Genomic DNA, 20,402 nt, shown 5'->3' with positions numbered 1-20,402 from the left:
TTTAGCGATCATTTCGCTAACTTCATTAACCCTCTATTTTCATCTGGTTAATTCTTAAACCCTTAAATCTTGTAGGGCCGCATACTGCTTGCTATGCAGCCAACGTTTCGCATATTATTCTGCGGTCATAATAATAATTCTCGTTTACGTTATCATTCACTTTTCCATCAGAGATCCATCATGGCGCTTTCCAATACTGCTCAGCCAATTAACACGTCGCTGCGTAAAATCGCGGTCGTCGTAGCCACAGCGGTTGCCGGCATGTCTGCTTATGCTCATGCCGCCGAAACCCCGAAAAAAGAAGAAACCATTACTGTTACTGCCGCACCGGCTGCGCAGGAGAGTGCCTGGGGGCCTGCGGCGACGATTGCTGCAAGGCAATCCGCAACCGGGACAAAAACTGACACCCCTATACAGAAAGTTCCACAGTCAATTTCTGTGGTAACGGCCGAAGAGATGGCGCTGCATCAGCCTCGCTCGGTGAAAGAAGCTCTGAGCTACACCCCGGGCGTTGCGGTAGGCACGCGCGGAGCGTCCAACACCTATGACTATCTGGTGATTCGTGGTTTTGCTGCCGATGGTCAGAGCCAGAATAACTACCTCGACGGTATGAAGATGCAGGGCAACTTCTATAACGACGCGGTGATTGACCCTTATATGCTGGAGCGCGCTGAAATCATGCGTGGTCCTGTTTCCGTTCTGTACGGAAAAAGCAGCCCTGGCGGCCTGCTGAACATGGTGAGTAAGCGCCCAACAACCGAGCCGCTGAAAGAGATCCAGTTCAAAGTGGGTACCGATAGCCTGTTCCAGACCGGCTTTGATTTTAGCGATGCAATCGACGATGACGGCGTTTACTCGTACCGTCTGACGGGCGTTGCGCGTTCGAACAATTCGCAGCAGGAGGATAAAGGCGAGCAGCGTTATGCCATCGCACCATCGTTCTCATGGCGTCCGGATGATAAAACCACTTTCACGTTCCTCTCTTACTTCCAGAACGAGCCTGAAACGGGCTACTACGGCTGGCTGCCAAAAGAGGGAACGGTTGATCCGCTGCCGAACGGCGATCGTCTGCCAACTAACTTCAACGAAGGCGCGAAGAATAATACTTATTCCCGTAACCAGAAAATGGTGGGATACAGCTTCGACCACGAATTTAACGATACCTTTACCGTGCGCCAGAACCTGCGTTATGCGCAGAACAAAACCTCGCAAAACAGCGTTTACGGCTACGGTATGTGTTCCGATCCGCTCTATTCGAGTAATCCTGCATCCAGCCCTTGCGCGAGCGTTCCTCAGTCGCAGTGGGGGCATACGCTGACTCGCCAGTATGTAATTGATAACGAGAAGCTGGAAAACTTCACTGTTGACACGCAGTTGCAGAGCAAGTTCGCGACGGGTTCTGTCGAGCATACTCTGCTAACTGGCGTTGATTTCATGCGCATGCGTAATGACATTGACTCGTGGTTCGGCTATGCCGGCTCCGTTGCACCATCTGATATCTATAACCTCGATCGTAGTGACTTCGATTTCGGTTCTCATCCTGGACCGTCAGGCGCTTATCAGGTACTGAACAAACAAAAGCAGACCGGTATTTATGCCCAGGATCAGATCGAGTGGGATAAAGTCCTGGTGACGCTGGGCGGTCGTTATGACTGGGCCGATCAGGAATCATACAACCGAGTTTTGAACACCACCTCCGAGCGTGATGACACTCAGTTCACCTGGCGTGGCGGTGTTAACTACCTGTTTGATAACGGTATTACACCGTACTTTAGCTATAGCGAGTCGTTTGAACCGGCTTCTCAGACCGGAGCGAACGGCAACGTCTTTGCACCGTCTAAAGGCAAGCAGTACGAAGCGGGCGTGAAATATGTGCCGAACGATCGTCCTATCGTCATTACTGGTGCGGTGTATCAGCTAACCAAAACCAACAACCTGATGGCTGACCCTGCGGGTTCATTCTTCTCGGTTGAAGGCGGCGAAATCCGTGCGCGTGGTGTTGAACTGGAAGCGAAAGCGGCACTGTCTGCGAGCGTGAACGTTGTGGGTTCCTATACCTACACTGATGCGGAATACACCACTGATACCAACTACAAAGGCAACACGCCAGCCCAGGTGCCTAAGCACATGGCATCCGTCTGGGGTGATTACACCATGTTTGATGGCCCGCTGTCTGGCCTGACGCTGGGTACAGGTGTCCGATATACCGGCTCCAGTAAAGGTGACCCGGCGAACTCCTTCACCGTGGGGAGCTACACCCTGGTCGATGCCCTGGTCAGATACGACCTGGCGCGCGTGGGCATGGCAGGTTCCAACATTGCGCTTCACGTGAACAACTTGTTCGACCGTGAGTATGTTGCCAGCTGCTTTAACACCTATGGCTGCTTCTGGGGTGCTGAACGCCAGGTTGTTGCCACCGCGACCTTCCGCTTCTAACCTCTTTATGGGCACGGTTCGCCGTGCCCTTTTTATTTAAGTTGGCTGACATGCAGGATAATAAAACGCAATCCGACTCCACCTTCACGCTTAACAATCTCTCCTTTCGCGTACCCGGGCGCACCTTGCTGCATCCGCTCTCTTTGACGTTTCCCGCAGGTAAAGTGACCGGTTTAATCGGGCACAATGGTTCCGGTAAATCGACGCTGCTGAAGATGCTGGGTCGTCATCAGCCGCCGTCCGAGGGCGACATATTGCTGGATGACCAGCCGCTGGCGAGCTGGAGCAGTAAGGCCTTTGCCCGCAAGGTGGCCTATCTGCCGCAGCAGTTGCCGCAGGCGGAGGGGATGACGGTGCGCGAGCTGGTGGCGATTGGACGTTATCCGTGGCACGGTGCGCTCGGGCGTTTTGGCGTCGCTGACAGAGAGAAAGTGGAAGAGGCGATCGCGCTGGTTGGGTTAAAACCGCTGGCGCACCGTCTGGTGGATAGCCTGTCCGGTGGCGAGCGTCAGCGCGCATGGATCGCGATGCTGGTGGCGCAGGACAGCCGCTGCCTGCTGCTCGACGAACCCACGTCGGCGCTGGACATTGCGCATCAGGTTGACGTCCTGGCGCTGGTGCATCGCTTAAGTCAGCAGCGCGGCCTGACGGTGATTGCCGTTCTGCATGATATCAACATGGCGGCACGCTATTGCGACTACCTGGTAGCGCTGCGCGGCGGTGAAATGATCGCTCAGGGTACGCCTGCCGAACTGATGCGCAGCGAAACGCTGGAACATATCTACGGTATTCCTATGGGCATCCTGCCTCACCCGGCCGGTGCTGCACCCGTGAGCTTTGTCTACTGATGCTGGATCCAACATTCATTAGCCGCCGTCGCCTGCTGACGGCCATGGCGCTCTCACCGCTGCTGTTAAAGATGGGTCCGGCCCGCGCTGCCTCTATCGATCCGCACCGCATCGTGGCGCTGGAGTGGTTGCCCGTCGAACTGATGATGGCGCTTGGCGTGACGCCTTACGGCGTGGCCGATATTCCCAACTACACCCTGTGGGTGAATGAGCCAAAACTGCCGGACTCCGTCATCGACATTGGCCTGCGTACGGAGCCGAACCTTGAGCTTCTCACCCAGATGAAACCGTCTTATTTATTCTGGTCTGCGGGGTATGGCCCGTCGGAAGAGACCATGGCGAAGATTGCGCCCGGACGGGGCTTTTCCTTTAGCGACGGCAAAAAGCCGCTGACCATGGCAAAAAATTCCATCCACGAGATGGCGCAGTTTCTCAACCGTGAGGCTCAGGCGAAAAAACATCTCGATGAATTTGATGCGCTGATTGATTCCCTCAAGCCGCGCTTTGCCCATCGTGGCGATCGGCCTTTGCTGATGGTAACCCTGCTGGATGCCCGCCATATGCTGGTCTTTGGAAATAACTGTCTGTTCCAGGAAGTGCTCGACAGCTTTGGCATTCGCAATGCCTGGGAAGGCGAGATGACGTTCTGGGGCAGTACCGCCGTGGGTATTGACCGTCTGGCGGCGTTTCGTGATGTGGACGTGCTGTGCTTCGATCACGGGAACGAGCGCGAGATGCAAACCCTGATGGCGACCCCGCTCTGGCAGGCAATGCCGTTCGTCCGCGAGCAGCGCTTCCTGCGCGCGCCAGCGGTATGGTTCTACGGCGCGACGCTGTCGGCAATGCATTTTGCCCGCGTGCTGGACAATGCACTGGGAGGCAAGGCATGAGCACGCGTATGGCCCGTTTCCCGATGTTACTGTTAGCGCTCATTTTTCTGGCTGCCCTGGTGTTAACCGGCTTTAACCTGACCACGGCGTTACCGCGCGATCAGTGGGCAGCCGCGTTTGCCGCACCGGATATCGATAATATTCAGCAAATGCTGTTCCACTACAGCCTGCTGCCGCGTCTGGCTATCTCCCTGCTGGTCGGGGCGGGACTGGGACTGGTGGGCGTACTGTTTCAGCAGGTGCTGCGTAACCCGCTGGCAGAGCCGACCACGCTGGGCGTGGCGACGGGGGCTCAGCTGGGGATCACCATCACCACTCTCTGGACCCTGCCGGGAGCGTTAACCTCGCAGTTTGCCGCGCTGGCAGGCGCATGTGTGGTCGGTGCGCTTGTCTTTGGCGTGGCCTGGGGAAAACGTCTCTCGCCGGTCACGCTGATCCTCGCGGGGCTGGTCGTCAGCCTCTACTGTGGGGCGATCAACCAGCTGCTGGTGCTGTTTCACCACGACCAGCTGCAAAGCATGTTTATGTGGAGTACCGGCACGCTCACCCAGACCGACTGGAGTATCGTCCAGCGCCTGTGGCCGCAGCTGTTCGGCGGCGTGGTGCTGACGCTGCTGCTGCTGCGTCCGCTGACGTTGATGGGCCTCGATGACGGCGTGGCGCGCAATCTGGGGCTGGCGCTGTCGCTGGCGCGTCTGGCGGCCCTGACCCTGGCGATTGTGCTGAGTGCGTTACTGGTTAACGCCGTCGGCATCATCGGTTTTATCGGCCTGTTTGCGCCGTTGCTGGCAAAAATGCTCGGCGCACGCCGTCTGCTGGCGCGGCTGATGCTGGCTCCGCTGATTGGCGCGCTGATCCTCTGGCTTTCCGATCAACTCATTCTCTGGCTGGCGCGCGTCTGGATGGAAGTTTCCACGGGCTCGGTGACGGCCCTGATCGGCGCGCCGCTGCTGCTGTGGCTGTTGCCGCGCCTGCGCAGCATTAGCGCCCCGGCAATGGATGCCGGCGATAAAGTACATGCCGAACGTCAGTCGGTGGTGTGGTTCAGCCTTGCCGGGCTGGCGGTGCTGGTTATCGCCTCGTTTGCCGCACTCTCGCTGGGACGCGACGCCACGGGCTGGCACTGGGCGACGGGGGATTTGCTGCATGAACTCATGCAGTGGCGCTGGCCGCGGATCTTCTCCGCGCTGATTGCGGGCGTCATGCTGGCGGTGGCCGGCTGTATTATCCAGCGTCTCACCGGCAACCCGATGGCAAGCCCGGAAGTATTAGGGATCAGCTCCGGAGCCGCGTTTGGCGTAGTGTTGATGTTGTTCCTCGTGCCGGGAAATGCGTTCGGCTGGCTGATGCCTGCCGGGAGTATCGGCGCGGCAGTCACGCTGATGATTATCCTGATCGCCTCCGGGCGAGGGGGGTTCTCACCTCACCGCATGCTGCTGGCCGGGATGGCGCTCAGCACCGCGTTTACTATGCTGCTGATGATGTTGCAGGCGAGCGGCGATCCGCGCATGGCGCAGATCCTGACCTGGATTTCCGGTTCAACGTACAACGCCACCGGCAGTCAGGTGGTGCATACCGGGATTGTGATGATCGTACTGCTGGCGATTGTGCCGCTGTGCCGTCGCTGGATGACCATTCTGCCGCTGGGTGGGGATACCGCCCGCGCGGTCGGGGTGGCGCTGACGCCAACGCGTATCGCTCTGTTGCTGCTGGCCGCGTGCCTGACGGCGACGGCCACCATGACTATCGGCCCGCTCAGTTTTGTCGGATTAATGGCGCCGCATATCGCCCGTATGATGGGCTTCCGCAGGACTTTGCAGCATATCGTGATCTCTGCGCTGACGGGCGGAGCGATCCTGGTTTTTGCTGACTGGTGCGGAAGGATGGTGCTGTTCCCGTATCAGATCCCGGCGGGCCTGCTGTCGACCTTTATCGGCGCGCCGTACTTTATATATCTGTTGAGAAAGCAGAGTCGGTAATAAAAGTAAACGGCAATCTTTAGATTGCCGTTTTAGTGTTTGCTCCCTCTCCCAAGGGAAGATGGAGAACATCGTAGGCCGGGTAAGCGTTAGCGCCACCCGGCAATGCCCTTAGAGCTTCGCAAACACCTTACGCGCTGCGTCGATGGTGTTATTGATATCTTCTTCGCTGTGTGCCACGGACATAAAGCCCGCTTCAAACGCTGACGGGGCCAGATACACGCCTTCTTCCAGCATCAGGTGGAAGAAGCGTTTGAAGCGTTCCACGTCGCATTTCACCACGTCCTGATAGCAGGTCACGGTTTTCGCATCGGTGAAGAAAATCCCGAACATCCCGCCGACGTGGTTTACCACCAGCGGAATACCCGCGTCTTCTGCGGCTTCCAGCAGGCCGTTTGCCAGCTGCGTCGTCCGGTCCGTCAGGGTTTCGTGGATACCCGGCTGCGCCACTTCGGTCAAACAGGCAAAGCCCGCAGCCATCGCAATCGGGTTACCGGAGAGCGTACCTGCCTGGTAAACAGGACCGGTTGGCGCCAGCGCGTCCATCACGTCCTTACGGCCGCCAAACGCGCCGACAGGCATGCCGCCGCCAATGATTTTGCCGAGGCAGGTCAGATCCGGCTCTACGCCGTAGTATGACTGCGCTCCCGCCAGCGCGACGCGGAAACCGGTCATCACTTCGTCGATGATCAGCAGCGCGCCGAACTCATCGCACAGTGCGCGCAGGCCCGGCAGGAAATCCGGCTGCGGTGGAATACAGTTCATGTTGCCCGCCACCGGTTCAACGATGATGCAGGCGATCTCCTGCGGATACTGCTCGAACGCGGCGCGAACGGTGTTCAGATCGTTATAGGTGCAGGTCAGCGTATGTTTCGCGAAATCAGCCGGCACCCCCGGAGAGTTTGGCTGGCCGAGGGTCAGCGCGCCGGAACCGGCTTTCACCAGCAGGCAGTCGGCGTGGCCGTGATAACAACCTTCGAACTTGATGATCTTGTCACGACCGGTAAAACCGCGCGCCAGACGGATAGCGCTCATGGTCGCTTCGGTACCGGAGTTCACCATACGCACCATGTCCATCGTTGGCACCAGCTCGGTGACCAGCTCCGCCATTTTGACTTCCATCTCGGTTGGCGCGCCGAAGCTCAGGCCGCGCTGAGCGGCTTCAATCACCGCATTGCGGATCGCCGGGTGGTTGTGCCCCAGTACCATCGGGCCCCAGGAGCCGACGTAATCGACATAGGCTTTACCATCCACATCATACAGATATGCGCCATCCGCACGTTCGATAAACAGCGGGGTGCCACCCACGCCGGTAAAGGCGCGCACGGGTGAGTTTACGCCGCCTGGGATAAGCTCGCGGGCTGCGCTGTAGAGGTTTTCAGACTTGCTCATGGCGTCGTTCCTGGTTCGTAGAAATAAGTTAAGGCAACTATTCTAAGTGATTCGGAAGAGGTTATAAAATTTTTGCCCCTCAGAAGGCTTAACAATTGTTAAGTATTTTTCAGGGGACGAGGGGATTGTCTCTGGTAGAATCCCTGCGGCCTTTTGTATGACGAAACAGAACAGGTAATGAACGAGAACACACCTTCTTTTGAACAACAACAGTTTACGCGCGCGAAGCACCGGGTCAGTATCCGGCGGCTGCTCAACCGTGACAAAACCCCGTTAGCCATTCTGCTGGCAGCCGCCGTGGTCGGTACGCTGGCCGGGCTGGTGGGGGTCGCATTCGAGAAAGCGGTCAACGCGGTGCTCAACTGGCGCATAGGTACCGTCGCCAGCTTTGCCGATCGGGAATGGCTGGTCTGGGTGTGGGCCTTTGGCCTTTCGGCGCTGTTTGCCATGGTGGGCTATTTTCTGGTGCGTAAATTCGCACCTGAAGCAGGTGGCTCGGGGATCCCTGAAATTGAGGGAGCGCTGGAGGAGCTACGCCCGGTTCGCTGGTGGCGGGTGCTCCCGGTGAAATTTATCGGCGGGATGGGAACGCTCGGGGCGGGCATGGTGCTCGGTCGGGAAGGGCCAACGGTACAGCTGGGCGGTAACGTCGGGCGCATGGTCGGCGATCTGTTCCGTATGCGCAGCGCCGAGGCTCGGCATACGCTGCTGGCGACGGGGGCGGCGGCGGGGCTGTCTGCGGCGTTTAACGCGCCGCTGGCGGGTATCCTGTTTATCATCGAAGAGATGCGCGCCCAGTTCCGCTACAACCTGATCTCCATTAAAGCGGTGTTTACCGGCGTGATTATGTCGAGCATTGTCTTTCGCGTCTTTAACGGCGAAGGAGCGGTGATTGAAGTTGGCAAGCTGACCAATGCGCCGGTCAATACTTTATGGCTGTATCTGGTTCTTGGGATGATTTTTGGCGTCGTCGGCCCGCTTTTTAACACCCTGATTTTACGGGCGCAGGATATGTTTCAGCGCATCCATGGCGGAAATACCACGAAATGGGTGCTGGTGGGAGGCCTGCTTGGCGGCGTGTGCGGGATCCTCGGCTTCATCGAACCGAATGCGGCGGGCGGCGGTTTCGGCCTGATTCCCATTGCCGCGGCGGGGAATTTCAGCGTAGGCCTGCTGCTGTTTATGTTTATTTCACGCGTCATCACCACGGTATTGTGCTTCTCCTCTGGCGCCCCGGGCGGCATTTTCGCTCCGATGCTGGCACTGGGGACGCTGCTGGGTACGGCGTTCGGGATGGCGGCGGCGGCAGGTTTCCCGGCCTACCATCTGGATGCGGGGACGTTTGCGGTTGCGGGAATGGGGGCGCTGCTGGCGGCCTCCCTGCGCGCGCCGCTGACCGGGATCGTACTGGTGCTGGAAATGACCGACAATTACCAGCTCATTTTGCCAATGATCATTACCTGTCTCGGCGCGACACTATTAGCCCAATTCCTGGGTGGAAAACCGCTATACTCCACCATTCTTGCCCGTACCCTGGCGAAACAGGAAGCTGAACAGGCCCTGAAGCAGAATACTTGAATGAATTACCAGGGTATTAGATAATGACAAAAAGAATTGGGTGATTTTTGCCCAATAGCAGTCGCAGTATTCATGGGAGCATAAGATGAGTGATGACGTAGCGTTGCCGCTGGAATTTACCGAAGCAGCAGCGAAAAAAGTGAAAACCCTGATTGCCGACGAGGACAATCCGGATCTGAAACTGCGTGTTTATATTACCGGCGGCGGCTGTAGTGGCTTCCAGTATGGTTTTACCTTTGACGATCAGGTTAACGATGGTGATATGACTATCGAGAAACAGGGCGTCGCGCTGGTGGTTGACCCGATGAGCCTGCAATATCTGGTGGGCGGTTCAGTGGACTACACTGAAGGTCTGGAAGGTTCGCGCTTTGTGGTGACTAACCCGAATGCGACCAGCACCTGCGGGTGTGGTTCTTCGTTCAGTATTTAAGCCTGAATGCAGATTGTAGGCCCGGTAAGCGAAGCGCTACCGGGCTTATAAACGACGCCTATCTTGAATTTTCATCCAGCGCAAACGTCGGCAGCTTCAGGTGCCAGCGTATCGCCGCTAAACGGATCACCAGCGTGACCACCATTCCCAGCATCGCGGCATTCTCCAGCGGGACAGCAAAGGTGTAATACGCCGTGGCGTGAACAATCCCCCCGATGATACAGGCCGTCGCGTAGATTTCCGTTCGCAGGATCATCGGGACTTCTCGCGCCAGTATGTCGCGAATAATCCCCCCGCCCACGCCGGTTAACACGCCCATACAGATCGCCACCAGCGGGCCAGTCCCGGCAATAAAGGCTTTATTCACGCCTATTCCCACAAAGACCGCCAGACCGACGGCATCCAGCACCGGCAATATCCATTTTGGCAGTCTGCGAGGCTGACGAACCAGCACGATGGTTAACAGGCAGGTGACCATCGCCACCACCAGATCCGTGGGATCTTTTACCCAGAATACCGGGCCGTTTGCCAGCGCCATATCGCGGATCGTTCCGCCTCCCACCGCCGTAACAACGCCGAGTACCAGTACGCCAAAAGGATCCATGCGTAGTTTTCCGGCAAGCAAAACGCCGGAGATAGCAAAAACGGCTGTGCCAAGAATATCCAGCCAATACACGAGCATCGTTAAATCCTCGAAGGGGGTATTTATCTGTTTGAGTGACTCTCTGCCAGTTCGGCGCAGAGTTGTTTTGCGGCGAGGATAATACGCGGGCTGGCGCGTTCAAACCAGTCGCTGTTGAGTGCGATAACCGGAATTTTAAGCTGCCGATGCCAGAATTGTTCTATTTTAGGAATCTCGCTCGCATTTCCGACCACCACAATGGCCTGCGGTTGTCGCGCAAGAACCTGCTCACGACTGACCTGGGGCCAGGGAACCCGGCTTTCGGCAAAGATATTTTCACCTCCACAGGTTTCAAGCACCTGGTTCTGGATCGAGCCTTTACCGGTAGTAAACAGCGGCTGGCTGCCAAATTGCAGAAAAACGCGTTGTTTCGGTTGCGTGCCGTATCGGGCTTTTAGCGCGGCATAGTCGTTGAGCATCTGCTGTGCAGCCTGCCCGGCGCGTTGGGGGGTAGGGCTGAAGGGCGCGAGGTCACGGAGGGTTTGCGCCACCTGTTCGATGCTCACCGCGTCCACCCATTTTACCGTTATTCCCAGCGAAGAGAGCTGGTTCACCTGCCGTTCGGCATTACCGCCGCGCCAGGCGAGGACCAGATCGGGCTTCAGCGCCACGATGCGTTCCAGGTTCATTCCCTGCCAGGTGGCAACCTGTTCGATATGGGCGGCCTGCGGTGGATAATCAGAAAAGCTGCTCACCGCAACGGGCGTGATCCCGGCGGCAAACGCCAGTTCCGTATTGGCAGGGGAGAGAGTGATCACCCGCGGCGCGGCGATGAGCCAGGCCGGAGCGAGCAGAAGCAGGGCGACTAGCGCCCTGAATGACACCTTACCCACGCGCCAGTTTCTGCACCAGAGTTTCCACCATCACGGTGGACTGTTTGGCCGCAACGGCCAGGAATTCGTCGAAGCTGATGTGGGACTGCTGGTCCGCCACGTCAGAGATCGCGCGAACGACCACAAACGGCACGCTGAAGTTATGGCATACGTGCGCGATGGCCGTGGCTTCCATCTCAACGGCCACAGCCTGCGGGAAGTTATGACGGATTTTCGCCAGACCGACAGAGCCGTTGATAAAGGCATCGCCGCTGACGATCAGGCCACGCACCGCATTGAGGTTCAGCTCGTTAATGCAGCTTTCAGCGGCGGCAATCAGCTTATCATCCGCTTTAAACCCGGCCGGGCAGCCTGGAAGCTGACCATATTCGTAGCCGAATGCGGTGACATCTGCATCGTGGTAACGCGCTTCGTCGGAAACCACGATATCGCCCACTTTCAGCGTCGGCGCCAGACCGCCCGCAGAACCCGTATTAATGATAACGTCAGGCTTGCAGCGTTCAAGCAGCAGGGTCGCGCCCAGTGCCGCTGCAACTTTACCGATGCCTGATTTCAGCAGAGCCACGTCAACACCGTTCAGCTGGCCGGTGTAGATCTCACAGCCACCGAGGGAGAGGGTCTGACGGTTCTCAATTTTGTCACGCAGCAGCGTAACTTCTTCTTCCATTGCACCAATAATGCCGATTTTCATAGATTTACTCGCGATGTGCCTTGTTAAGATGCATAGTCTATCATGCGGTTAAGGGGAAACGCATTCTCACGCGGGGGAGCACATGGCACCAATCGATTTTCGCACCAAAATTAACTGGCACCGACGTTTCCGTTCGCCACAGGGCGATAAAAGCGAACATGAGATCCTGCGCATTTTCGAAAGCGATCGCGGACGCATCATCAACTCGCCCGCCATCCGTCGGTTACAGCAAAAAACCCAGGTGTTCCCGCTGGAGCGTAACGCCGCGGTGCGTACGCGGTTAACGCACTCCATGGAAGTGCAGCAGGTGGGGCGCTACATTGCGAAAGAGATCCTCAGCCGCCTTAAAGAGCAACGTCTGCTGGAAACCTACGGACTGGATGAACTGACCGGGCCGTTCGAAAGCATCGTTGAGATGGCCTGCCTGATGCACGATATCGGCAATCCTCCCTTTGGTCATTTCGGCGAGGCCGCTATCAATGACTGGTTTAAACAGCGGCTTTTTCCCTCTGACGCCATAAGCCAGCCGCTCAGCGATGACCGCTGTGTGGTACGCGATTTATGCCTGCGTGAAGGCGAAGATAGCCTGAACGATCTGCGCCGTAAGGTGCGCCAGGATCTGTGTCATTTCGAAGGTAACGCGCAGGGGATCCGTCTGGTGCACTCCCTGATGCGGATGAATCTGACCTGGGCCCAGGTGGGCTGTATTCTTAAATACACGCGTCCCGCATGGTGGACCGGAGAAACGCCCGCCACGCATAGCTACCTGATGAAAAAACCGGGCTATTACTTATCGGAAGAAGCATACATCGCGCGGTTGCGTAAAGAACTGTCTCTGACCCCTAATGGCCGTTTTCCATTGACATGGATTATGGAAGCGGCTGATGACATTTCTTATTGCGTGGCCGATCTGGAAGACGCGGTGGAAAAAAGAATATTCAGCGTCGAGGAGCTGTATCAGCATCTTCATGATGCCTGGGGAGAGCATGAAAAAGGTTCTCTGTTTGCGCAGGTCGTCGAGAATGCCTGGGATAAATCGCGTTCAAATTCGCTGAGCCGCAGTACCGAAGATCAGTTCTTTATGTATTTGCGGGTGAACACGCTGAATAAACTGGTGCCGTATGCGGCCGCCCGTTTCATTGATAATTTGCCGATGATATTTAGCGGGGAATTTAATCACGCCCTGCTGGAAGATGAGAGCAGTTTTAGTCAGCTTCTTGAATTATATAAAAACGTGGCTGTTCGCCATGTTTTCAGCCACCCAGATGTCGAGCAGCTGGAGCTGCAAGGATACCGGGTTATCAGCGGGTTGCTGGAGATTTATGGCCCGCTGCTCCAGCTGACGGTCGATGAGTTCAGTGAGCTGGCAGATAATGAACGTGTTCGCCGCCTGCCGATTGAATCTCGTCTCTATCAGAAGCTTTCAACCCGCCACCGGCTGGCATACATTGAGGCCGTCAGTAAAATAGATCGCCATTCTTCCCAATGGCCAGTCATGGAATATTATTATCGCTGTCGTCTTATCCAGGACTATATCAGCGGGATGACAGATTTGTATGCCTGGGATGAATACCGCAAGCTTATGGCCGTTGAATAAGCCATGAGTTTTGTAAAGACGACCAATAAATTTTTACTTTTTCCATAAACTTAATCCCGGAACTAAGCGGTATAAAACGAATCTGAGTTACACAGCAATTTTGCGTTATCTGGTAAATCGAGATTGAGAAACATGAAAAAAACCACATTAGCAATGAGTGCACTGGCTCTGAGTTTAGGTTTAGCGCTGTCCCCTCTGGCGATGGCGGCCGAGACAGCTTCCTCGGCAGCGACTGCGCAGCAGATGCCAAGCCTGGCCCCGATGCTCGAAAAAGTGATGCCATCGGTGGTGAGTATTAACGTTGAGGGCAGCACGACCGTCAATACGCCGCGTATGCCGCGTAATTTCCAGCAGTTCTTCGGCGATAATTCGCCATTCTGCCAGGACGGCTCGCCATTCCAGAGTTCTCCGTTCTGTCAGGGCGGCGGCGCAGGGGATGACGGTCAGGGCGGCGGCCAGCAGCAGAAATTCATGGCACTTGGCTCGGGCGTCATTATTGATGCAGCGAAAGGCTACGTGGTGACTAATAACCACGTGGTAGATAATGCTAACACCATTAAGGTGCAGATGAGCGATGGCCGTAAGTTCGATGCCAAAGTGGTCGGTAAAGATCCGCGCTCTGATATCGCGCTGATTCAGATTCAGGATCCGAAGAACCTGACGGCAATTAAGCTTGCCGACTCTGACGCGCTGCGCGTGGGTGACTACACCGTCGCCATCGGTAACCCATTTGGTCTGGGCGAAACCGTGACCTCGGGTATCGTCTCTGCGCTGGGACGTAGCGGCCTGAATGCGGAAAACTATGAAAACTTCATTCAGACGGATGCGGCCATTAACCGTGGTAACTCCGGCGGTGCGCTGGTTAACCTGAACGGTGAGCTGATCGGTATCAACACCGCTATCCTGGCACCGGACGGTGGCAACATCGGTATCGGCTTTGCTATCCCGAGCAATATGGTGAAAAACCTGACTGCGCAGATGGTGCAATATGGACAGGTGAAACGCGGTGAGCTGGGGATCATGGGTACCGAACTGAACTCCGAGCTGGCGAAAGCGATGAAAGTGGACGCTCAGCGCGGCGCATTCGTAAGCCAGGTCATGCCGAACTCTTCGGCGGCGAAAGCCGGCATTAAAGCGGGTGACGTGATCACCTCTCTGAACGGTAAGCCGATCAGCAGCTTTGCCGCCCTGCGTGCGGAAGTGGGTTCTATGCCAATCGGCAGTAAAGTGACCCTCGGCCTGCTGCGTGAAGGTAAGCCGGTTAACGTGAGCCTGGAACTGCAACAAAGCAGTCAGAATCAGGTCGATTCCAGCACCATCTTCAGCGGTATTGAAGGTGCCGAGATGAGCAACAAAGGGGCAGATAAAGGCGTGGTGGTGAACAACGTGAAAGCGAACTCACCTGCTGCCCGTATCGGCCTGAAAAAAGGTGATGTGATCATGGGCGCTAACCAGCAGCCGGTGAAAAACATCGCTGAACTGCGCAAAATTCTCGACAGCAAGCCTTCTGTGCTGGCACTGAATATTCAGCGTGGTGATACCTCTATTTATCTCCTGATGCAGTAATCTTCTTAAGCCCCTGTTCGCAGGGGCTTTCTCTTTTCTGTGACCTTTCCCACAACTCCATACATCTCTCTCTGCCTTTGGGCATCTGCACAATGCAGCCTTAGCTGAACTTCCCTATGCTTGAGCTCTGCTCACGGGAGGGTTATATGGCTGGCTGGCATCTTGATACCAAAATGGCGCAGGATATCGTGGCGCGAACCATGCGCATCATTGATACCAATATCAACGTAATGGATGCCCGCGGGCGCATTATCGGCAGCGGCGATCGTGAGCGTATTGGGGAATTGCACGAAGGGGCGTTGCTGGTGCTCTCTCAGGGGCGCGTGGTCGACATCGATGACGCCGTGGCGAAACATCTGCACGGGGTCCATCAGGGGATCAACCTGCCGCTGCGTCTGGAAGGAGAGATTGTTGGCGTTATCGGTCTGACCGGCGACCCTGAATCGCTGCGTAAATACGGTGAGCTGGTCTGCATGACGGCGGAGATGATGCTGGAGCAGTCGCGTCTGATGCATCTGCTCGCCCAGGACAGCCGCTTGCGTGAAGAGCTGGTGATGAATTTGATTCAGGCGGAGGAGCACACGCCTGCCCTGAGCGAATGGGCGCAGCGTCTGGGTATCGACCTGAATCAGCCGCGCGTAGTCGCCGTTATTGAGGTGGATAGCGGCCAGCTTGGTGTGGACAGCGCCATGGTGGAGCTACAGCAGCTGCAAAACATGCTGGCGACGCCGGAGCGTAACAACCTGGTGGCGATTGTCTCTTTGACGGAAATGGTGGTGCTCAAGCCTGCGCTTAATCAGTTTGGTCGCTGGGACGCGGAAGATCATCGTCGCCGCGTTGAGCTGCTCATCGAGCGTATGAAGGAGAACGGACAGCTCCGTTTTCGCGTCGCGCTGGGAAATTATTTTACCGGGCCGGGAAGTATTGCCCGTTCATGGCGAACGGCGCGCACCACCATGATGGTGGGTAAACAGCGCATGCCGGAGAGCCGCAGTTATTTCTATCAGGATCTGATGCTGCCGGTCCTGCTCGACAGCCTGCGCGGCGGCTGGCAGGCCAACGAGCTGGCGCGTCCGCTGGTGCGTCTGAAAGCGATGGACAACAACGGGCTGCTGCGCCGCACGTTGCAGGCGTGGTTCCGGCATAACGTGCAGCCGCTGGCAACGTCAAAAGCGCTGTTTATTCACCGTAATACGCTGGAGTATCGGCTTAACCGGATCTCGGAACTGACGGGGCTGGATTTAGGGAATTTTGACGACCGGCTACTGCTGTATGTGGCGTTGCAGCTGGATGAACAGAGATGATGCTGTTTGCCGGGTGGCGGCTTCGCCTTACCCGGCCTACATGCGTTCGTAGGCCCGGTAAGCGAAGCGCCACCGGGCAATAAAACGGCTCATTTGTTACGCGTCAATTTCTCAAGATCCGCTTCAATCTCGCTGATCTTATTGGTGACTACGCTTTCCAGGTGACGCAGGTCGTCAAGGATCTTACGTTTCAGATCGACTTCGCTGCGATCGCGCTGGCAGATTTGATCGAGTTCGTCGATCACGTAGCGCAGGTTAGGGCTGATTTCCTGTACTTCTTTATATCCCTGACCGATACCGTCAGCGACAACGGTCTTACGCTGGCGAGGGTATTTAAACTTCACGCTTTTGGCGAAGAACTCTCCTTTGTCCTTGTGAAAATAGATTTTCAAAATATCGTTATTGGCTTCCTGGCGGAGACTATAACGATCAATTTCATCAGGATTGGTAATGCCCAGACTTTTCAGATTATCGTACATAGCGGTACCCTTGATCTCAACATAACCTATGAATAATTAACGAAAAAATCTATTTTCGCCACCTTCGGATATAAAAAAAGCGGGGTTGCCCCCGCTTTTTGTTATACCCGATTAATCGATGGTGCGCAGCAGTTCATTGATGCCCACTTTACCGCGCGTTTTCGCGTCCACTTTTTTCACGATGACCGCGCAATACAGGCTGTATTTGCCATCTTTAGACGGCAGGTTGCCGGAAACCACAACGGAACCGGCTGGAACGCGGCCGTAGTGAATTTCACCGGTTTCGCGATCGTAAATACGGGTGCTCTGGCCAATATAAACGCCCATGGAGATCACAGAACCTTCTTCGACGATCACGCCTTCAACCACTTCGGAACGTGCGCCGATGAAGCAGTTGTCTTCGATGATGGTTGGGTTAGCCTGAAGTGGCTCCAGAACGCCACCGATGCCCACACCGCCGGACAGGTGAACGTTTTTACCGATCTGCGCGCAGGAGCCGACGGTAGCCCAGGTGTCCACCATGGTGCCTTCGTCAACGTAGGCGCCGATGTTCACGTAGGATGGCATCAGCACGGTGTTGCGTGCGATGAAGGCACCCTGACGAACGGCCGCCGGTGGTACTACGCGGAAGCCCTCTTTCTGGAAGCGCGCTTCGTCGTAATCCGCAAATTTCATTGGCACTTTATCGAAGTAGCGGCTTTCTGCTCCGTCGATAACCTGGTTATCGTTGATACGGAAAGAGAGCAGCACAGCTTTCTTCAGCCATTGATGAGTAACCCACTGACCGTCGATTTTTTCTGCCACGCGCAGCGCGCCGGAATCCAGCAGGGAAATAACCTGGTTTACCGCTTCACGGGTCACGGTATCCACATTTGCCGGAGTGATGTCGGCGCGACGCTCAAAAGCGGACTCAATAACGTTCTGTAACTGCTGCATTGTTTACTCTTTCCATTTCACTAAAAAACACGTCACCCTTTATCGTTTGGATTGAGGGCTGCTGTCAACCGTTGTTGCACTTCAAGTTGCAGGTCATTATTAAGGGCACGCCGGTCGGCCGTCGCGATTATAAATAAATCTTCTACTCGTTCGCCAATGGTTGTAATTCGGGCGCCGTGAAGCGAAATTCCCAGATCGGCAAAAACCTGGCCGACGCGGGCGAGCAGCCCTGGCTGGTCGAGCGCAATCAGCTCAAGGAACGATTTACGGTCGGTATGGGTCGGCAGGAAATTGACCTCGGTATCGACGGTAAAGTGGCGCAGTTTTGCCGCCTGACGACGCGGCTGCGGAGGTTGCCAGCTGCGCTGCGTAATCGCCTGCTCGAGGCCAAAGCGTATCCCCTCATGCCTGTCCGACGACAGCGGGCTGCCGTCCGGCTCCAGCACAATAAAGGTGTCCATCGCCATGCCGTCGCGGGTGGTAAAAATCTGCGCGTCGTGAACGCTCAGGTTACGCCTGTCCAGCTCGGCACAGACCGCTGCAAACAAATAAGGCCGGTCCGGGCTCCAGATGAAAATTTCTGTCCCGCCGCGCGTGGCCTGCGGGCTGAGCAGAATCATCGGTTTTGTCAGGTCGTGCTTCAGCAGATGCCGGGCGTGCCAGGCAAGCTGGTTTGGGCTGTGGCGCACAAAGTAGTTGGCGCGACAGCGCGCCCAAATCTGATGCAGCGCCTCTTCGTTGATGTTATCCATGCGCAGCAGAGCCAGCGCCTGCAACTGATGGTGGCGCACACGCTCACGCATGTCGGGGGTGTTCTGCATCCCGCGACGCAGCTGTTTTTCGGTGGCGAAGTAGAGTTCGCGCAGCAGGCTCTGCTTCCAGCTGTTCCACAGGGTTTCGTTGGTGGCGCAGATATCGGCTACCGTCAGGCAGACCAGGTAGCGCAGGCGGTTCTCCGTTTGCACTTCCTCGGCGAACTGCTTGATCACTTCCGGATCCTGAATATCACGACGCTGAGCGGTAACTGACATCAGCAGATGATGGCGAACCAGCCAGGCGATAAGCTGCGTTTCACGCGAGTTCAGGCCGTGCAGCTCGGCAAATTTCAGCACGTCCTGGGCACCGAGCACGGAGTGGTCGCCGCCGCGACCTTTGGCGATATCATGGAACAGGGCGGCGATCAGGATCAGCTCCGGGTGCGCCAGACGTGGCCACAGATCAACGCACAGCGGATGGCGGGATCGCGTCTCTTCTTTAGCGAAGCTTTCCAGCTTCAGCATGACGCGGATCGTGTGCTCATCCACCGTATAGGCGTGAAACAGGTCGAACTGCATCTGCCCGACAATATGCGACCACTGGGGCATATAGGCCCACAGCACGCTGTGACGGTGCATCGGCAGCAGACCGCGGCTGACGGCGCCCGGATGACGAAGCATGCTCAGGAACAGCGAGCGCGCCTCCGGGATGTAACACAGCGGCTGCTTCAGATGGCGTCGTGCATGGCGCAGATGACGCAGGGTGGTGGAGTAGATCCCGGTGATCGTGCTGTTGCGCACCATGGTGTAGAACATTCGCAGGATCGCTTCCGGTTCGCGAATGAACAACGTTTCGTCGCGCAGATCGATAAGCGTGCCGCGCAGCTGAAATTCGTCATCAATCGGACGCGGTTTTTCGTCTGCCGTCAGCGCGAGGATCGCCTCATCGAACAGCTGTAACAGCATCTGGTTTAGCTCAGAGACGCGGCGGGTGACGCGGAAGAAATCCTTCATCATTTGCTCGACCGGCTCGTTGCCCTCGCCCTGGTAATTCAGGCGCTGCGCCACGCTGAGCTGTCGGTCAAACAGCAGGCGGTTATCGTAGCGGGTGACTTCCAGGTGCAGGGCAAAACGGATGCGCCACAGCAGATGCAGACACTCATTGAGTTCGTTACGTTCGGCTTCGGTCAGAAAACCAAACCCGACCATTTCGTCCAGTGATGTTGCTCCAAAATGTCGACGGGCGACCCATTGCAGCGTGTGGATATCGCGCAGGCCACCGGGGCTGCTTTTAATATCCGGTTCGAGATTATAGCTGGTACCGTGATAACGCTGGTGGCGCTGGTTTTGTTCTTCGACTTTCGCGGCGAAGAATTTTTCCGAAGGCCAGAAGCCGTCGCTAAAGATGTGCTTTTGCAGTTCGAGGAACAGCGCAACGTCGCCAATCAGCAGGCGGGTTTCAATCAGGTTGGTGGCGACGGTCAGGTCAGATAACCCTTCCAGCAGACACTCTTCCAGCGTGCGTACGCTGTGGCCCACTTCCAGCTTTACGTCCCAAAGCAGGGTCAACAGTTCACCGATTTTCTGCGCCCGATCGTCCGGCAGTTTTTTACGGCTTAAGATCAGCAGGTCGATATCAGAGAGCGGATGCAGTTCACCCCGGCCATAGCCGCCGACCGCAACCAGCGCGACGTCGCTCACCTGGCCGAAACCGTAGTCGATCCACAGACGTTGCAGGAGCTGGTCGATAAATTCGGTGCGCGCTTCAATGAGCTGCTCGGCCGAAACGCCTGCGTCAAATGCGCTACCCAGCCAGCGATGGAAAACTTCCATGTGGGCTTTGATATGCGCGCAGGTCAGCTCATGCGGTGGCCAGACGCCCGGGTTATCAGGCTGGTCGGGGAGGGTGGGAAGTGCTGTGTTAGCATACTGTTCGGGTAAGAGATTACTCATCGTGCGCCACCCATAAGAAAAAGCTATCGCCATTAAAAAAGCCGGCATTCGCC

General features: G+C 56.4%; 16 protein-coding genes. 9 read left to right on the top strand and 7 right to left on the bottom strand.

What is annotated here, in order from left to right:
* Positions 1–180 precede the first annotated feature (180 nt).
* From fhuA to fhuB, 4 genes are read left to right on the top strand one after another with little or no spacing between them, the layout of a single operon-like run.
* Positions 181–2,436 (top strand): ferrichrome porin FhuA, encoded by a 2,256-nt coding sequence (gene fhuA, locus SK62_RS17015; protein WP_033486478.1) that lies wholly within the window; start codon positions 181–183, stop codon positions 2,434–2,436.
* A gap of 50 nt (positions 2,437–2,486) precedes the next feature.
* A complete protein-coding gene (fhuC, locus tag SK62_RS17010; protein WP_003856242.1) occupies positions 2,487–3,284 on the top strand; it encodes a Fe3+-hydroxamate ABC transporter ATP-binding protein FhuC in 798 nt (265 codons plus the stop codon).
* Complete coding sequence (fhuD, locus tag SK62_RS17005) at positions 3,284–4,174, top strand: Fe(3+)-hydroxamate ABC transporter substrate-binding protein FhuD (RefSeq protein WP_045344477.1); 891 nt, start codon at positions 3,284–3,286, stop codon at positions 4,172–4,174. Before fhuC ends, fhuD begins: the two co-directional genes overlap by 1 nt.
* Positions 4,171–6,153, top strand: coding sequence for a Fe(3+)-hydroxamate ABC transporter permease FhuB (fhuB, locus tag SK62_RS17000; RefSeq protein WP_047718798.1), 1,983 nt, complete (start codon positions 4,171–4,173; stop codon positions 6,151–6,153). Before fhuD ends, fhuB begins: the two co-directional genes overlap by 4 nt.
* Before the next feature lie 111 nt (positions 6,154–6,264).
* On the opposite strand, the gene hemL is transcribed toward fhuB, so the two are convergent.
* On the bottom strand, positions 6,265–7,545 hold the full coding sequence (gene hemL / locus SK62_RS16995; RefSeq protein ID WP_015572714.1) for a glutamate-1-semialdehyde 2,1-aminomutase: 1,281 nt from the start codon (positions 7,543–7,545) through the stop codon (positions 6,265–6,267).
* A gap of 177 nt (positions 7,546–7,722) precedes the next feature.
* On the opposite strand from hemL, the gene clcA reads away from it, so the two are divergent.
* Together clcA and erpA are read left to right on the top strand one after the other, a co-directional pair.
* Positions 7,723–9,123: a H(+)/Cl(-) exchange transporter ClcA gene (clcA, locus tag SK62_RS16990; RefSeq protein WP_017383743.1), complete on the top strand. Its 1,401-nt coding sequence runs from the start codon at positions 7,723–7,725 to the stop codon at positions 9,121–9,123.
* Positions 9,124–9,208: 85 nt separating this feature from the next.
* Complete coding sequence (erpA, locus tag SK62_RS16985; RefSeq protein ID WP_003856230.1) at positions 9,209–9,553, top strand: iron-sulfur cluster insertion protein ErpA; 345 nt, start codon at positions 9,209–9,211, stop codon at positions 9,551–9,553.
* Positions 9,554–9,611: 58 nt separating this feature from the next.
* Here erpA and SK62_RS16980 read toward each other — a convergent pair whose 3' ends face one another.
* From SK62_RS16980 to mtnN, 3 genes are read right to left on the bottom strand one after another with little or no spacing between them, the layout of a single operon-like run.
* Positions 9,612–10,235 (bottom strand): TRIC cation channel family protein, encoded by a 624-nt coding sequence (locus SK62_RS16980; protein ID WP_003856227.1) that lies wholly within the window; start codon positions 10,233–10,235, stop codon positions 9,612–9,614.
* 23 nt (positions 10,236–10,258) lie between these two features.
* Complete coding sequence (gene btuF / locus SK62_RS16975) at positions 10,259–11,068, bottom strand: vitamin B12 ABC transporter substrate-binding protein BtuF (protein ID WP_017383741.1); 810 nt, start codon at positions 11,066–11,068, stop codon at positions 10,259–10,261.
* Positions 11,061–11,759 (bottom strand): 5'-methylthioadenosine/S-adenosylhomocysteine nucleosidase, encoded by a 699-nt coding sequence (gene mtnN, locus SK62_RS16970; RefSeq protein WP_003856223.1) that lies wholly within the window; start codon positions 11,757–11,759, stop codon positions 11,061–11,063. Before mtnN ends, btuF begins: the two co-directional genes overlap by 8 nt.
* Before the next feature lie 82 nt (positions 11,760–11,841).
* On the opposite strand from mtnN, the gene dgt reads away from it, so the two are divergent.
* From dgt to SK62_RS16955, 3 genes are all read left to right on the top strand, one after another.
* Entirely contained in the window at positions 11,842–13,356 is a 1,515-nt protein-coding gene (gene dgt / locus SK62_RS16965; protein ID WP_039271665.1) for a dGTPase, read from the top strand.
* 132 nt (positions 13,357–13,488) lie between these two features.
* Complete coding sequence (gene degP / locus SK62_RS16960; RefSeq protein ID WP_015572718.1) at positions 13,489–14,922, top strand: serine endoprotease DegP; 1,434 nt, start codon at positions 13,489–13,491, stop codon at positions 14,920–14,922.
* A 146-nt stretch (positions 14,923–15,068) separates the two neighbouring features.
* A complete protein-coding gene (locus SK62_RS16955) occupies positions 15,069–16,226 on the top strand; it encodes a CdaR family transcriptional regulator (protein ID WP_048249746.1) in 1,158 nt (385 codons plus the stop codon).
* 89 nt (positions 16,227–16,315) lie between these two features.
* On the opposite strand, the gene SK62_RS16950 is transcribed toward SK62_RS16955, so the two are convergent.
* From SK62_RS16950 to glnD, 3 genes are all read right to left on the bottom strand, one after another.
* Positions 16,316–16,705, bottom strand: a complete 390-nt coding sequence (locus SK62_RS16950) for a DUF3461 family protein (protein WP_015572719.1) — start codon at positions 16,703–16,705, stop codon at positions 16,316–16,318.
* Positions 16,706–16,816: 111 nt separating this feature from the next.
* The gene (dapD, locus tag SK62_RS16945) at positions 16,817–17,641 is read right to left on the bottom strand and encodes a 2,3,4,5-tetrahydropyridine-2,6-dicarboxylate N-succinyltransferase (protein ID WP_003856214.1); all 825 of its coding nucleotides are present in this window, start codon (positions 17,639–17,641) and stop codon (positions 16,817–16,819) included.
* 32 nt (positions 17,642–17,673) lie between these two features.
* Positions 17,674–20,349, bottom strand: a complete 2,676-nt coding sequence (gene glnD / locus SK62_RS16940) for a bifunctional uridylyltransferase/uridylyl-removing protein GlnD (RefSeq protein WP_003856210.1) — start codon at positions 20,347–20,349, stop codon at positions 17,674–17,676.
* Positions 20,350–20,402: the final 53 nt, after the last annotated feature.

The sequence above is a fragment of the Enterobacter sp. BIDMC109 genome, from assembly GCF_001037885.1.
Lineage (GTDB): Bacteria > Pseudomonadota > Gammaproteobacteria > Enterobacterales > Enterobacteriaceae > Enterobacter > Enterobacter hormaechei_C.
This window is presented reverse-complemented; position numbering and strand designations above follow the sequence as displayed.

Bases quoted from the DNA above. Each gene is read 5' to 3' on its own strand.
- SK62_RS16980 (WP_003856227.1), bottom strand. From the start codon at position 10,235: ATGCTCGTGTATTGGCTGGATATTCTTGGCACAGCCGTTTTTGCTATC.
- hemL (WP_015572714.1), bottom strand. From the start codon at position 7,545: ATGAGCAAGTCTGAAAACCTCTACAGCGCAGCCCGCGAGCTTATCCCA.
- glnD (WP_003856210.1), bottom strand. From the start codon at position 20,349: ATGAGTAATCTCTTACCCGAACAGTATGCTAACACAGCACTTCCCACC.
- fhuD (WP_045344477.1), top strand. From the start codon at position 3,284: ATGCTGGATCCAACATTCATTAGCCGCCGTCGCCTGCTGACGGCCATG.
- degP (WP_015572718.1), top strand. From the start codon at position 13,489: ATGAAAAAAACCACATTAGCAATGAGTGCACTGGCTCTGAGTTTAGGT.
- dgt (WP_039271665.1), top strand. From the start codon at position 11,842: ATGGCACCAATCGATTTTCGCACCAAAATTAACTGGCACCGACGTTTC.
- fhuC (WP_003856242.1), top strand. From the start codon at position 2,487: ATGCAGGATAATAAAACGCAATCCGACTCCACCTTCACGCTTAACAAT.
- mtnN (WP_003856223.1), bottom strand. From the start codon at position 11,759: ATGAAAATCGGCATTATTGGTGCAATGGAAGAAGAAGTTACGCTGCTG.
- SK62_RS16955 (WP_048249746.1), top strand. From the start codon at position 15,069: ATGGCTGGCTGGCATCTTGATACCAAAATGGCGCAGGATATCGTGGCG.
- clcA (WP_017383743.1), top strand. From the start codon at position 7,723: ATGAACGAGAACACACCTTCTTTTGAACAACAACAGTTTACGCGCGCG.
- dapD (WP_003856214.1), bottom strand. From the start codon at position 17,641: ATGCAGCAGTTACAGAACGTTATTGAGTCCGCTTTTGAGCGTCGCGCC.
- fhuB (WP_047718798.1), top strand. From the start codon at position 4,171: ATGAGCACGCGTATGGCCCGTTTCCCGATGTTACTGTTAGCGCTCATT.
- fhuA (WP_033486478.1), top strand. From the start codon at position 181: ATGGCGCTTTCCAATACTGCTCAGCCAATTAACACGTCGCTGCGTAAA.
- SK62_RS16950 (WP_015572719.1), bottom strand. From the start codon at position 16,705: ATGTACGATAATCTGAAAAGTCTGGGCATTACCAATCCTGATGAAATT.
- erpA (WP_003856230.1), top strand. From the start codon at position 9,209: ATGAGTGATGACGTAGCGTTGCCGCTGGAATTTACCGAAGCAGCAGCG.